Source organism: Flammeovirga aprica JL-4, from assembly GCF_012844305.1.
GTDB classification, from domain to species: domain Bacteria; phylum Bacteroidota; class Bacteroidia; order Cytophagales; family Flammeovirgaceae; genus Flammeovirga; species Flammeovirga aprica.
Genome location: NZ_JABANE010000158.1, coordinates 1 through 14,302, shown reverse-complemented (window position 1 = coordinate 14,302; position 14,302 = coordinate 1). Strand labels below are relative to the sequence as shown.

At 35.5% G+C, this 14,302-nt stretch carries 14 protein-coding genes; 6 read left to right on the top strand and 8 right to left on the bottom strand.

Annotated elements, in window-relative coordinates; all coding sequences use genetic code 11:
• The first annotated feature begins 284 nt into the window (after window positions 1-284).
• Together HHU12_RS30920 and xerD are read left to right on the top strand one after the other, a co-directional pair.
• Window positions 285-578, top strand: coding sequence for a hypothetical protein (locus HHU12_RS30920; RefSeq protein ID WP_169660606.1), 294 nt, complete (start codon window positions 285-287; stop codon window positions 576-578).
• Window positions 579-583: 5 nt separating this feature from the next.
• The gene (gene xerD, locus HHU12_RS30915) at window positions 584-1,492 is read left to right on the top strand and encodes a site-specific tyrosine recombinase XerD (RefSeq protein WP_169660605.1); all 909 of its coding nucleotides are present in this window, start codon (window positions 584-586) and stop codon (window positions 1,490-1,492) included.
• A 132-nt stretch (window positions 1,493-1,624) separates the two neighbouring features.
• On the opposite strand, the gene HHU12_RS30910 is transcribed toward xerD, so the two are convergent.
• Genes HHU12_RS30910 through HHU12_RS30900 form a run of 3 tightly spaced genes read right to left on the bottom strand, consistent with a single transcriptional unit; the run spans window position 1,625 to window position 3,547 of the window.
• Window positions 1,625-2,515 carry a DUF5777 family beta-barrel protein gene (locus HHU12_RS30910; RefSeq protein ID WP_169660604.1) on the bottom strand — a complete coding sequence of 297 codons (891 nt, stop codon included), beginning with the start codon at window positions 2,513-2,515 and terminating at the stop codon, window positions 1,625-1,627.
• Window positions 2,512-3,060, bottom strand: a complete 549-nt coding sequence (locus tag HHU12_RS30905; protein ID WP_169660603.1) for a YceI family protein — start codon at window positions 3,058-3,060, stop codon at window positions 2,512-2,514. The genes HHU12_RS30910 and HHU12_RS30905 overlap by 4 nt, the downstream gene beginning before the upstream one ends.
• 4 nt (window positions 3,061-3,064) lie before the next feature.
• Window positions 3,065-3,547: a hypothetical protein gene (locus tag HHU12_RS30900; RefSeq protein WP_169660602.1), complete on the bottom strand. Its 483-nt coding sequence runs from the start codon at window positions 3,545-3,547 to the stop codon at window positions 3,065-3,067.
• Between the two features lie 405 nt (window positions 3,548-3,952).
• On the opposite strand from HHU12_RS30900, the gene HHU12_RS30895 reads away from it, so the two are divergent.
• Entirely contained in the window at window positions 3,953-5,260 is a 1,308-nt protein-coding gene (locus HHU12_RS30895) for a PP2C family protein-serine/threonine phosphatase (protein WP_169660601.1), read from the top strand.
• Window positions 5,261-5,299: 39 nt separating this feature from the next.
• Here the strand turns inward: HHU12_RS30895 and HHU12_RS30890 are convergent, their stop codons facing one another.
• The 3 genes from HHU12_RS30890 to HHU12_RS30880 form a co-directional block, all read right to left on the bottom strand.
• Window positions 5,300-5,509: a hypothetical protein gene (locus HHU12_RS30890; RefSeq protein WP_044213177.1), complete on the bottom strand. Its 210-nt coding sequence runs from the start codon at window positions 5,507-5,509 to the stop codon at window positions 5,300-5,302.
• Between the two features lie 327 nt (window positions 5,510-5,836).
• On the bottom strand, window positions 5,837-7,105 hold the full coding sequence (locus HHU12_RS30885) for an adenylosuccinate synthase (protein WP_169660600.1): 1,269 nt from the start codon (window positions 7,103-7,105) through the stop codon (window positions 5,837-5,839).
• Window positions 7,106-7,155: 50 nt separating this feature from the next.
• Entirely contained in the window at window positions 7,156-7,506 is a 351-nt protein-coding gene (locus HHU12_RS30880; RefSeq protein ID WP_169660599.1) for an STAS domain-containing protein, read from the bottom strand.
• 166 nt (window positions 7,507-7,672) lie between these two features.
• On the opposite strand from HHU12_RS30880, the gene aroC reads away from it, so the two are divergent.
• Complete coding sequence (gene aroC, locus HHU12_RS30875) at window positions 7,673-8,761, top strand: chorismate synthase (RefSeq protein WP_169660598.1); 1,089 nt, start codon at window positions 7,673-7,675, stop codon at window positions 8,759-8,761.
• Between the two features lie 165 nt (window positions 8,762-8,926).
• Here aroC and HHU12_RS30870 read toward each other — a convergent pair whose 3' ends face one another.
• The gene (locus HHU12_RS30870) at window positions 8,927-10,099 is read right to left on the bottom strand and encodes a PQQ-binding-like beta-propeller repeat protein (protein WP_169660597.1); all 1,173 of its coding nucleotides are present in this window, start codon (window positions 10,097-10,099) and stop codon (window positions 8,927-8,929) included.
• 360 nt (window positions 10,100-10,459) lie between these two features.
• Window positions 10,460-11,545: a class II fructose-bisphosphate aldolase gene (gene fbaA, locus HHU12_RS30865; protein ID WP_169660596.1), complete on the bottom strand. Its 1,086-nt coding sequence runs from the start codon at window positions 11,543-11,545 to the stop codon at window positions 10,460-10,462.
• Window positions 11,546-11,934: 389 nt separating this feature from the next.
• Between fbaA and accD the strand changes: the two genes are divergently transcribed.
• Complete coding sequence (gene accD / locus HHU12_RS30860; RefSeq protein WP_169660595.1) at window positions 11,935-12,777, top strand: acetyl-CoA carboxylase, carboxyltransferase subunit beta; 843 nt, start codon at window positions 11,935-11,937, stop codon at window positions 12,775-12,777.
• Window positions 12,778-12,913: 136 nt separating this feature from the next.
• Complete coding sequence (gene rodA / locus HHU12_RS30855) at window positions 12,914-14,200, top strand: rod shape-determining protein RodA (protein ID WP_169660594.1); 1,287 nt, start codon at window positions 12,914-12,916, stop codon at window positions 14,198-14,200.
• Window positions 14,201-14,302 lie beyond the last annotated feature (102 nt).

The following is a 14,302-nucleotide window of genomic DNA, read 5'->3' as shown; positions in this document are numbered from 1 at the left end:
TTATCTCTTTTGGAAGAAATTGTACAAAATAAATACAATTTTCCTTGTTTTAATCATAAGAGAAATGAAGAAGAAAGAAGCTTGAAATTAGAACATAAAAAGCTTGTAAAAATGTCGATTGAAAGTTGATGATAATGTAGTTTACAGTGTATTAACCCTTCAATAAATTTGTGGGAAAACTATGAGGTATGAGGGGAGGTGGTTTTTATGACGGTTCTTGAGTCACAATACGAACCACCTTCCCTCTTCCTTTTTTTTTACCATGTACTTAGTTATCTTTCACCATGTATTTAGAAACCTGGAATAAAATAAGAGACCGTTTTGAGATAGAGGAGGAGTATGATCCCCCCACATTTGGAGATGCTGCTGAAAAACTTTCTCAGTATTTTGATCATTTGTTACGCAATGATTCCAGTCGGTTAATGAATGGTTTGTACCGTATTGATGTGAAAGAAGAATTGGTAAAAGAAGCATTTGCATTGGGGAGTATTGAAGATATAGCAGATACATTGGCAAGATTGGCTTTGAGAAGGGAGTGGGAAAAGCAGAAAATGCGTGAAAGGTGGTCTAACTTATAAGAGAGATGAACTGGAAGGTAACCGTAAAAGATTATGCCCTTTATTTACGATTGGAAAGGGGAATGTCTAAAAATACAATTGAGGCTTATTTAAGAGATGTAACTAAGTTTGTAGAATATGTAGATTTGATGGATAATAGTCTTACTCCTCAAAATGTACAGAGAGAAAATATTATTTCTTTTTTAATGTATTTGGAACAGGAAGTACATCTTTCTACAAGAAGTCAAGCAAGGATTCTTTCTGGCTTAAAATCCTTTTATACTTACCTTAATGAATCAGATCAGACGGAAAACAATCCGGTGGAGTTGATTGAAACTCCCCGTTTGACGCAGAAACTACCGGACACTTTAGAGGTAGAGGAAATTGATTTATTAATTGATGCTATTGATCATACAACCTATGAGGGGAGAAGGAATCATGCTATTTTAGAAGTGTTGTACGGTTGTGGACTGAGGGTGTCAGAATTGATTAATTTGAGTTTGGAAGATCTGTTTTTGGCGGAAGGTTTTGTAAAAGTGGTAGGAAAGGGAGATAAAGAGCGTTTTGTACCGATTGGAGAGGAAGCCGCTATGCAGATGACGCTTTATATTGAAAATGACCGCTGTATGAAAACTCCAAAGAAGGGTTCTGAAAATATTATTTTTCTGAATAGAAGAGGAGCTAAGCTGACCAGAGTAATGATTTTCACTATTATTAAAAGGTTGGCAGAAGCAGTGCAATTGGGTAAAAACATCAGTCCGCACACTTTTAGACACTCATTTGCATCACATATGGTGGAAGGAGGTGCAGATTTAAGAGCCGTACAGGAAATGCTAGGACATGAATCCATTACAACTACCGAAATCTACACCCACTTGAATAAGGAATATTTACAGCAAGTGATTACAGAGTTTCACCCAAGGGCGAGTCTTTGAATGAAGAGTTAAGAATGATGAATGAAGAAAAGTGGACCGTACGATGGTTCTGAAAATGGTTTGTTGGATAACTTACACTCCCAAGTACAATACAACTTCTCTTCTCTCTTCATTCTTAATTCTTCATTCAACCTAATCCCACTGCTGTTTCTTTCTATACTTTTTTCCAAAAACGAAGCTTCTGGAAATATTAAAACCGATTCTCATATCACCGGCAAAGAAGTCTTCAGTTGTTTCCGCTATAAACCCTTTCTCAATCATTGGTCTGCTGTTGGTGACATGTATTTGGAAAACGTGACCACCTGTTTCTATATCAAAACCTACCGCAAAAGCATCATAGTAAATTTTGCTTGTTGCATTTAGTCTAGGATAATATTCTAAGTTGATGGAAACACGTCTTGTAAATTTATATCGACCTCCAATTCCTAAAGCGAAAATATCACTATCAAGCTGTGTGGTAGTGGTAAGGTTGAAGTGAATATAGGTAGGCATAAGTTGAAGTGAGAAAACAGGACTGAACTTTCTAGCAATTAGTGCCTGTGTGGTATATGCCATACGGTTGGAAGCTGTTTCGTAAATTGGATCTCTTAAAGTGATATAAGTGGCTGACCCAAAAAGTGTAATTGACAGCGGCGTATTTTTTCCACCGCTTGCCTGACGAAGAAGCCTGTATTTTAAATAACCGTCGTAGGTTTTTTCAAATGAACTTCTGCCTAAACCAACAGTAAGCCGGTCATTAATTCCATAACTTAAACCCAGTCTGATATTGGCTTGATCTAAACCAAACAATTCGTAACCACCACCGCTGACAGGTCCAAAACGGTGAGAAATCAGAAATTCAAGTTCATTTTTTCCTCTAGTTTCAATAGTGTGCCCGTTGATTAACCTCGAACCCTTAAATGTGGCGTAAGTGTAAGTAGGTTCAGTTGTTGTTTCTTCTTCCAATACATCCAAAAGGTCATCTTGACCGAAAGAGAAGCTGGAAATCAATAAAAAAATAGCGAAGAGATAAGTTGTTTTCATTTTTTAAAAGAAAAAGTAGAAGTGACTTGGACTACTTCAGCAATTTTGTTGAACATTATTTGAGGGATTTCGACATTGAAATCCTCCAAAGCAACATCAAAAGTAGTTTTAGCTTCAATATGCTGGTCAGAAACTTGAAAAACAATTTTTGCATCAAGTGGTTTTGTTTTTCCATGAATAGTAAGCTTTCCTTTCGCCGTTAGTTCCTGTACTCCGTTTTCATTCCAATCAGGAGAATCAGAAAGTTGACCTGAAAAAGTAGCTTTAGGATACTTTTCTGATTCTACATAATTTTCATTGAAGTGTTCCTGCATTAGAGGCAGTTTAAATTCGAAGGAAGTCATAAGGATAGATACCGCTACTTTGTGAGTAACAGTATCTATAATTCCCATTGAGGCATTGCTTGTTGCTGTAATATCTTCTATCAGAGCATCTGAAAAAAAAGTAGTTGTTCCTTTTTTGTCGATTAAATAGTTCTGAGAAAAGGATAGGTTAGCCCCAAAAAAGAAAATAAGGAAGGATGCTATTTTTATGAACGCTTTCATCGTATTATTGACTGACAATATCTCTTATATAAGAAAAACCGCCACTTTTGTTGCTTGACCAAGAAGTGAATTTCACATTGAGGTACATATCATCTGCTATTAGATGTACAACAAGGTTTTGTCCTACCACATCTTTGGGTTTCACTGCTGTTCTAAAAGGAGTGAAAGTAAGGTTATCTTTATTATCTACCGTTCCTACTGCCCATTCGGTACCGACAGGACTGCTGTTTTTACTGTAAGAAGAGTTGGTTTTTATGTTGAAAATCTGTCCACCGTCGTTTCCTCTTGTAATCCATACGTTGTCCGTAATTCTGTCTTGATTAGCGGCGTCATTAGGGTCGGTATTACCGGCCTTGGTAAAAGTGATCTGATTACCGCCTGGGGCAGGGAGAATGGCAGGGGTTGAGGTATTAGGATCAACGCTATCACTTTCACAAGCGTAAAAAAGGATAGATAAAAGGAGTGTAACTTTGAATAAGTATTTCATAGTTTTAAAAAATGTTTTGGATGTAATTTTACTTGTCGTATTAACCCTGTAAGGATTGATTTTGTTTTAAGGCCGTTCAATAATATCAATGATTGAACAACTTTCTAAGTGTTAGTCGAAGAGAGTAGTGATTCCTTAATGAGAATCTTGAAATTGTAATATTTAATGTTAAACCTATTATTTAGCAAGGTGTAATTTTATTTTTCTATTTTTGCCATGACTTATAAAAAAGAGAGAAATATACTCGCCTAATTGTGTACTGAAAATATGAATGAAAAGATACGACAAACAACAACTTTTACAATAGAGGAAGAGAGTGCTCGTGACAAAATAAAGTTTTTGAAAATATCCTTGATAACGACTTTAATAATCAGTGTGGTTTACTTTTTTCTATCAAAGTACATCATGCATTTTAAAGTAGGAGAAGTGGTTTGTGTTTACTTTGTAGCCGTACATTGTCTTCTTTTTCTTTTATTAAAGCTGAAGGCCCCATTTTATATCATAGGCAATCTATTTTCTTTTTTAGTTCTTTCTGGATTAAGCATTATAGTCATTTATTCTGGAGGGATAAAAGCCCCGGTGATTGCATGGTTTTTGTGTGTTATTGTGAGTGCTTTTTGGTATGCGAATAGATTGTCAGGAATTATTTGGTTCGTTATCACTGCATTGGATGTGTTATTTATTTTCATGGCCGATTTGTTTGAAGTACTTCCTGCTGATCAAATGCCTGAGGAAGCTTATGCTTTTTATGCTGGTGTGATGCTCTTAGGGATTATGTTTTATTATTTTGTAGTGATCATTACATATGAAAACTGGAAAGATAAAGCTGTCAAAAAGATGAATGAACAGCATCAGGAACTCCTTTCTAATCATGAGGAACTACAACATCAGAATGAGGAAATTGCAGCACAGAAAGAATTGCTGAATGATAGGACGGAGAGAATAGAAGAAGTCAATCTAAAATTAAATGGGAGTATAAGTTATGCCAGCAGAATACAACAAAGTATCCTGTCTAAGGAAGAGGAACTTCAAAATTATTTTGCAGATGCTTTTGTCTACTGGAAGCCAAGAGATGTAGTGGGAGGTGATTTTTACTGGATGTGTGATTTTGGAAAAGGTATAAAAGTTTTGGCATGTATAGATTGCACAGGTCATGGTGTGCCAGGTTCTTTTCTGACGATTATGGCCAATGATATATTAAATGAAGCCGCACATTATTTGAAAATGTCTGATCCAAGGCATTTGATAATTTTCTTGGATCAAAATATTCAGCGTTTGACCAGTAAAAGAGAAAAAGGGTATATAGAAGACGGAATGGATGTTTCTATTATAAGAGTCAACGAAAATGAAGGAGAGGTAGAGTTTGCTGGAGCGAAACAGAATCTCTATAGAATATCAGATGGTGAGCTAACGGAATACAAAGGCGATAAGTTTAGTGTTGGAGGACGTTCAATAAGAGATAAACGCTTTATTAAAAAGTCATTTGAATACCAAAAAGATGATTTATTGTTTTTACAATCAGATGGCTACCAAGATCAGTTTGGAGGTAAGAACGATAAAAAATTTATGCGAAAGCAGTATAAAAGTAACTTACTGAATAACCATTATTTGCCATTACAAACTCAAAAAGCTGAATTGAGTAAAGCTTTTAACTTGTGGAAAGGAGAAGAAAGGCAGACTGATGATGTATTGGTGGTCGGAATAAAATTGTAAAAATAAAGCCCTATACTTTCGTGTAGGGCACGTTCAACATTAGTAGAAAAGGCCTAGACCATCCGTTCCAAGGTCTTTTTTTAGGTCTTCTTTGAAAATGGCAATATAACCTTGTTCATTTAAGGAAATTGCCTCTTGTTCAGTTTGAGGAACAATCAGCTTCCCATCCTGTGATGAGAAAATTACTTTCGATTCTTTGAATGTTTTGAAACACTCAATGGCTTGTTCCTTTATTTTTTCAAACTCCATGTTTTTAGCGTTTAAGTGAAAAAATAAATTAGGGTAATATATATAACGTTTTTGAACCTTATTTAGTTCATTTTATTGAATTGCAAGTATTCAGCCAAAACGTTTACTGTGATCATAATCAGAATTAAACTTCATTTACCCTTAATGTTTCCTTTGAAAAAGAAGGTATAAAATGAACTCAATGAGAACTGTTTTGTTTGAAGGATTAAGACTTTTTATAGTTATAACTATTTTCCGTTTCAGGCTTCACTTAAGAAGAGGACAAAAAAAGAGACCAATATTCATCATAAATATTGGCCTCTTCTATTATATATATTATTAGAAATACTATTTCATAATTGTTTCCTCACGGTCTGGACCAAGAGAAACCATTGTAATAGGCACTTCAATATAATCTTCAATGAACTTGATGTACTCCATTAATTCTTGAGGAAGTTCCTCAAAAGAAAGTTTAGGATCAACTTCTTGATTCCATCCTTTTAATGTAGTATAGATAGGTTCTTTGATGTCTTCTAAATCATAAGGAACCTCTTTTGTTTTCGTTCCGTCTTTCAACAAGTACTCTGTACAGATACTGATTTCTTCAAACGTGTTCATTACGTCTGCTTTCATCATAAATAATTCTGTAGCACCGTTGATCATCACAGCGTACTTCAAGATAGGAAGGTCTAACCATCCACATCTACGTCTACGGCCTGTAGTAGCACCAAACTCGTGACCCAAGTTTTGTAATGCCTCACCAGTTTCATCAAATAACTCTGTAGGGAATGGGCCAGAACCCACACGTGTACAGTAAGCTTTGAAGATACCATAGATGTTCTTTTGCGAATTAGGAGCTACACCTAAACCAGTTGAAGCACCTGCCGCAAAAGTGTTTGAAGAGGTAACGAAAGGATATGAACCGAAGTCAACATCCAATAAAGTACCTTGAGCACCTTCTGCTAAAACTTTCTTACCTTCTTTAAGAGCATCGTTTACAAAGTATTCGCTGTTTACGAATGACATTGTTTTTAAGAAGTCAACTGCAGAGAAGAATTCTTTTTCCATTTCAGGAAGTTGCTCAGTGTAATCGAAATCATAGAATTTCAAGATTTCGATATGCTTATTTTTTAAAGCGTTGTATTTTGCTTCAAAATCCTCAGCAAATAAATCACCTGTTCTTAAACCAACACGAGCAGACTTGTCTTGGTAAGTTGGGCCGATACCTTTTAATGTAGATCCAATTTTTTGATCACCTTTACTTTTCTCATACGCTGCGTCAAGCAATCTATGTGTAGGGATAATCAAGTGTGTTTTCTTAGAAAGAAGGATTTTACTTTTGATGTCAGAGAAGCCAGCAGCTTCTAACTTTTCAATCTCTTCACGGAAAATACGGATATCAAGAACAACACCATTACCAATAATATTTGAAGTGCCTTCTTGAAATACACCTGAAGGGATTTGGTGTAGTACGAATTTTTTACCATCAAACTCTAATGTGTGCCCAGCGTTAGGTCCGCCTTGGAAACGAGCAACCACATCATATTTTGGAGCAAGGACGTCGACAACTTTGCCTTTTCCTTCATCTCCCCATTGCATACCTAAAAGAATATCCATTCTTAATAGAATTTATTATAGATCTGTATTAATTTTTCTAAAAGTAGTGATTACGCTCTACTCAGTCGTAATTTCTGCATTGCCTCACCTCTTCGGCCACAGGTTTGAAACACCTTGTTGAGTTTTGTGATGCGAAGCAGTTTGGCTAATTGTTCGGGTGGAGTGATCAATAACATCCTTCCATTGTGAGTAGAAATGTCAGTATACAAACGTACCAACATACTAAGTCCTCCACTGTTCATATGATTTACTTCTGTAGCGTCTATCACAAAATCAGTGTTTCCTGATCTTGTAAAAGCCTTTGCATCTCGTATCAAAATCTTTTCTTTTGGTAATCCTAAAAAGTCGCCTTTTAGTTTTACATTGATGATCCCATCATAAATAAAGAAGCTGTATTCCATATGAATTTTTGATTTTCGTGAAAAACCTCACAAATATAACTTGTAGATAGTTAGGAAACTGTAACTAATTATAATTTTATTATAACTTCTCGCATTTAAGTGCAATTCTTTAAAATTAATAAGAAAAAAAACAGATATTTGCAGCTTATAACTAACAAAAAAGGTAATGAATACATTTGGAAGACAATTTAGGATTACCACTTTCGGTGAATCTCATGGTAGAGCGATTGGAGTTACAATAGACGGTTGCCCGGCAGGCGTGCCTTTCAGCTTGGAAAAAATTCAAGAAGAATTGGACAGAAGAAAGCCTGGTCAATCTAAAATTACAACGCAAAGAAAGGAGGCTGATTCTGTAGAAGTATTATCGGGTGTTTTCGAAGATGTAACAACAGGAACACCTATCGCTTTATTGATTTGGAATCAAGACCAAAGAAGTAAAGATTATTCTCATATTAAAGATGTCTTCAGACCATCGCACGCAGATTATACATACCATACTAAATATGGTGTACGTGATTATAGAGGAGGAGGAAGAAGTTCTGCAAGAGAAACTGCTGCAAGAGTGGCAGCAGGTGCTGTGGCAAAGCAGTTTTTAGAAGCGATGGGTATTTCTTTTCATGCTTATGTTTCTGAAGTGGGAGATATTAAAGTGAGTGAAGATTACTCTACTTTAGATTTCTCAGAAATAGAAAAAAATATTGTCAGATGTCCTGATGCTGCAAAAGCAGAGCAAATGATTGAGTTGATCGATCAGGTAAGAAAGGACAGAGATACGATAGGCGGTATTGTTTCTTGTGTAGTTAGCGGTGTGCCTGCAGGATTAGGCGAGCCAGTTTTTGACCGTTTGAATGCTGAATTAGGAAAAGCAATGCTAAGTATCAATGCTTGTAAAGGTTTTGAATACGGAAGCGGTTTTGCTGGTACTAAATTAAGAGGTTCTCAACACAATGATGCTTTCTACACTGAGGTAGACGGTACTATCAGAACTAAAACAAACCTTTCAGGGGGGATCCAAGGTGGAATTTCCAATGGAGAGGACATTTATTTCAAAACAGCTTTCAAACCTGTAGCTACTATTATGGTAGATCAGGACTCTATTGATAAAGAAGGTAATGAAGCTGTGGTTTCAGGCAAAGGACGTCACGATCCATGTGTAGTGCCAAGAGCTGTGCCTATCGTGGAAGCAATGGCGGCATTGACTATTGCTGATATGATGATCAGAGCCAATTCAAATCGATTGGATCAATTGAAATAATTTCTCCTTGAGAAGAGAAAAGATAAAATAAAGACGGCAGTTGTTTTTAAGTGAAATAACTGCCGTCTTTTTTATGTGAAAGATTTGATGCCTAATTCAGTCCTGTAGAAGCGTAGCCCTGCTACGCTATATCATCAACTTGAAATCGAGCTTTAAATCAACACTTTATTGATTCGTATTTTCTTTATAGATAAATAAACCTTCTTGACTCGGTAAAATCAGCAGATCTTTATGCTTTAGAGCAGCAGTCATCAGTGTTAAATAGGGTGGTAAATATCCTTCAATAATTTCTCCAGTAAGAGCATTTCTTGTTTTTAAACCTCTGCTACTTCCATATAAAACAACATCATCAAGAATTATTGGAGAGGAGAAATGATCATATTGTACTCCTGAAGTTTCCTCCCAGACCAATTCCTTTTTATTGACATCATAACAAAACAGGTCGTTTCTTGTGTTGAAATAGAGCCTGTTTCCCACCTTATAAGGTGTACAGTAAATAGGTTGATTATCTTTTATTTTATACTCCCATTCTATTTCTCCAGAAGTGGTGTTTATGGCATACATTATATTAGTGCCCGTACTAACATACATAATGTCATTTTCAATTAATGGCTTAGCTGCAAGTTGCCCAAATTCTTGTTTTTTCCATCCCTTAAAAGTTTTAGACCATTTGACATTACCGTCATAATCTAAATTAGTTAAAATAAAATTCTGACCATTTTCTTGAGACCATGTACATAAGGTAATAGAACTTTTAGTCAGTCCTGAAAAACCATAAACTCCTTCAATTTTTTGTTGCTCATCATCTTTGATCCAATTGACTTTTCCAGTTTTAGAGTTTAATGAATAGATTTTGCCATCAAAAGTTCCAAACACAACGATGTTTTCATTTGCTGAGACATACGCACCTTCTTCCTTAGCTTCAAATTTATATTCCCAATTTACTTTTCCATCAGATATGTTTTTGGAAACAATGGCATTTTTTTCCGCTGAAAAATAAATGATTTGGTTAGAAGTACCACATGTAAACAAAGAATGATCTGAAGAAGCCCATAGTAACTCTCCCGTTTTTAGACTGACACTGTACATTCCAGTATAATAGACAGAGAAAACGATTTCATTTTTACCTTTCACAGGTGTAGAATTAATCATAAAACCCGAGCCACCTTGAGGAAGTTCTTTCTGTGTATTCAATAATCCCATTGTGGCCCAAGATTTTTCATATCCCCACTTGAGGTTATATTTATGCAGGTTTTGTGCTGAAGTGAATAGGGGAGATGCACAGATAAATAGAAATAGAATCTTGTTTGCGATTGAAGATAAAGTGTGTTTGCTCATTTTATTTATAAAGTATTATTTAGAGAAAATCTAGGGGAAATTTTTAATGAATAATTAAGAATGTAGAATTTTATTGTTCGTCACTACAAGGGTTCTACTCTCAAACCGATGAATTACTAAATGGAATAGGTGTCATTTTATAGAGCCACAATGCCTTGTAGCTTAATTACTACCACAAAAACCATTTTAAGAACCATAATTCTTCATTCTTCCTTCTTAATTCTTAATTAAAACATCTGTTTTCCTTTGTCCTAGTACTTAACTAAGATCTTAATAAAAGGTGTATCAACAAAGAATAACATAAAAAAAAGGTTGCTCCATAAAAAATGGAACAACCTTTTTAATAGAAACTAACTATTCTTAGTCTTCGAAGATGTTTACGTCATTCAAGTCTTCAAACGTTTTTTCTAAACGAGTGATCATAGACTCTTCAGATACACGTAACCATTTACGAGGATCATAGTATTTTTTGTTTGGCTCATCAGCACCTTCTGGGTTACCGATTTGACCTTGTAAGTAATCATGGTATTTAGCATCGTAACCACGGATACCATCCCAAGTTGCCCATTGAGTATCAGTATCGATGTTCATTTTGATTACACCGTAAGAGATACCTTCGCGAATTTCTTCTAATGATGATCCTGAACCACCGTGGAATACGAATTTAACTGGCTTTTTAGAGTCAGTTCCGTGCTTCTCAACGATGAATTTTTGTGAATCATCTAAGATAGTTGGAGTCAACTTCACGTTACCTGGCTTGTATACGCCGTGAACGTTACCGAATGATGCAGCAACTAAGAATTTATGGTCGATAGCACCTAATTTTTCGTAAGCGTAATCAACTTCTGAAGGTTGAGTGTAAAGACGTGAAGGATCAACATCAGAGTTGTCAACACCATCTTCTTCACCACCTGTGATACCTAATTCGATTTCAAGAGTTTGACCCATTTTAGCCATACGCTCGAAGTACTTACCAGAGATTTCCATGTTCTCCTCGATAGACTCTTCAGAAAGGTCAATCATGTGAGAAGAGAATAAAGGCTTACCAGTTTCTTTCATGAACTGCTCAGAAGCGTCTAATAAACCGTCGATCCAAGGTAATAATTTTTTAGCACAGTGGTCAGTATTCAAGATAACACGAGCACCATATTTTGCAGCCAATTCATGAACGTGCTTAGCACCAGCGATTGCACCAGCAATAGCAGCAGCTTGACCTTCACCTTTAATGCCTTTACCAGCGTAGAAAGAAGCACCACCGTTTGAGAATTGAATAATTACTGGAGCTTTTAATTTAGCTGCAGTTTCCATTACCGCGTTCACTGAGTTAGTACCTACACAGTTAACAGCTGGAAGAGCAAAACCTTTTTCTAGCGCGTACTGATATACTTTTTCTACGTCCTCACCAGTGATTACACCTGGTTTGATGTCGTTGATATTAAAAGACATAATATTATTTTGAATAATTTGTGATACTATGCATAAAACACTTTATGCAAATTTGCCACACAAAGATACAAACCTAAAATCGTTTTTTATAGAATGATTTTGGTGATTTTAGTAGGCTTATTTAGTTTATTTCGATCAATTTTACCTGATTCACAGAGTGTAAAATTGACACATAAATAGATTTTTTATTAATATTTACATATGTTTAAAATATTTACTAAACGGGGTGTTTCAGCGATTTCTATCTGTTTTTTAGAAAAAAAATCTAAAAAAAGTATGCGAACATACATTTAAGTTTTTGCATTGTGTTCTTTATGAATATCTTTACAACTCTTATACAATTAGTATATAAAAGAATATTATCACTATACAGACATATATAGTTTCTTATGGCGTGGTTCAAAAGAAAAGAGCAGGGGATACAAACTCCTACTAGTGAAAAGAAAGATTCACCTGATGGCCTTTGGTATAAAACAAACCAAGGTAAAATTATACATATGCAGGAGTTGCGTGAGAATGCTTACGTTTGTCCTGACGATGAATTCCATGTGAGAATTGGTTCTAAAGAATATTTTGAGATCATTTTTGATAACAATACATTCACTGAATTAGACGAAAACATGACTTCTGGCAATCCTTTATCTTTCAAGGATAGCAAAACCTATGAAGATAGAATTGCGGCAAGCCAAAAGAAAACAGAGCTTAAAGATGCTTGTAGAACAGTAGTAGGTAAAGTAAACGGTCTTGACTTAGTAGTAAGTTGTATGGACTTCAGCTTTATCGGCGGTTCAATGGGTTCTGTTGTTGGTGAAAAAATTGCAAGAGGTATTGACCACGCATTGGCAAACAAGATTCCTTTTATGATGATCTCTAAATCAGGAGGTGCTCGTATGATGGAAGCTGGTTTCTCTTTAATGCAAATGGCTAAAACTTCTGCTAAACTAGCATTGTTAGATGAAGCAGGTTTACCATACATCAGTTTATTGACTGATCCTACTACGGGTGGTGTAACTGCATCTTATGCTATGTTGGGTGATATCAATATCGCTGAACCTGGTGCATTGATTGGTTTTGCCGGTCCGCGTGTAATCCGTGAGACTATCGGTAAAGATTTACCAAAAGGCTTCCAAAGCGCTGAGTTCTTGCAAGAGCACGGTTTCGTAGATATGATCGTGAACAGAAGAGAGCTGAAAAGAAAATTGACAACGTTCTTGAAGATGATTCAAAACTAATTTGTCAATAAATCAAATATTCAAGTCCTCAGAATTGCTTTATAAATTCTGAGGACTTTTTTTTGTGAAATAGTGGGAGTAATTTCCTTCATTTTTTACAAGGTTAAAGATTTAGCCGAATTTTGAATTAAAACCTATGCGAGAAAGTACCGGCAAACGGAATATAGATTGGTTGACAATTTTTATATATGTAACAATGGTTATTGTGGGTTGGCTTAATATATATGCCGCCGTATATCAACCTGATGCTCCAACGAGTATCTTTTCTATAAATTTAAACTCCGGAAAACAGTTAATGTGGATTGGTGGAGCGGCAATTATTGCTGTAGCTATCATGCTTATTGACTTTAAGTTCTTTAGTACTTTCGCTTATCCAATATTTGGAGTTACATTAATTGCTTTATTAGGAGTCTTGGTTATAGGGCATTCAGCAGGTGGTAATACATCTTGGTTTAAATTAGGCTTTATAAGAATTCAACCTTCCGAATTTGCAAAATATTCTTTGGCATTAGCATTAGCTAAATATATTGATAATCCTACTGTTAGATTAGATAAATGGACAGGAGGATTACTTCAGGCTTTTGCTATTATTGGCTTACCAACAATTTTTGTTTTGTTACAAAAAGATGCAGGTTCTGCAATGGTATTTTCAGCCTTTTTTATAATGCTTTATAGAGAAGGGATGCCTTTTTATATTATGGTTACAGCGCTATGGTTTATATTTTTATTCATTTTAGCTTTAATTACTAATACTCTATCTGCTCTTATTGTCCTTGGTGTAATAGGACTCCTTATAACAATTTATATTTTTTACTATAAAAAGAGTAAGCTGTATATCTTTTTTCTTACAGGTATTTTAGCAGTCTCCTTTTTCTTTACTGAAGGTATTGATTTTATATTAAACGATATAATGAGAGCACATCAACGTGCAAGAATTGAAGCATTAGTTGATCCAACTATAGACCCTTTAGGAAGAGGTATTCGCTATCAAGCGGTTCAATCTAAAATTGCTATTGGATCAGGAGGTTTACTAGGGAAAGGGTTCTTGGAAGGGACTCAGACAAAGTTTAATTTCGTTCCAGAGCAAAGTACAGATTTTATTTTTTGTACCATTGGAGAAGAGCATGGATGGATTGGAAGTGTTGTGACTATAGGCTTGTTTGCCGCACTTATTATTCGATTAATTATTTTAGCGGAACGGCAGAAGTCAAGATTTGCAAGAGTGTATGGGTACAGTGCTGCTTGTATCTTTTTTATTCACTTTATGATTAATATGGGAATGACAATTGAAGTATTCCCAGTAATTGGTATCCCGCTTCCGTTCTTCAGTTATGGAGGTTCCTCCTTGTGGGCATTTACCTTGTTGCTGTTTACTTTTATTAAATTAGATAGTCATCGATCTCAAATGTTGAGTAGAGCATAAAAAAGGATCACGTTTTGTAAAGCGTGATCCTTTTTTGTTTGCCCTGCATGCAAACTATCCCGACAGCTTGAAAGAAAGCTGTTTCGCCCCTCGGAGGGAAGA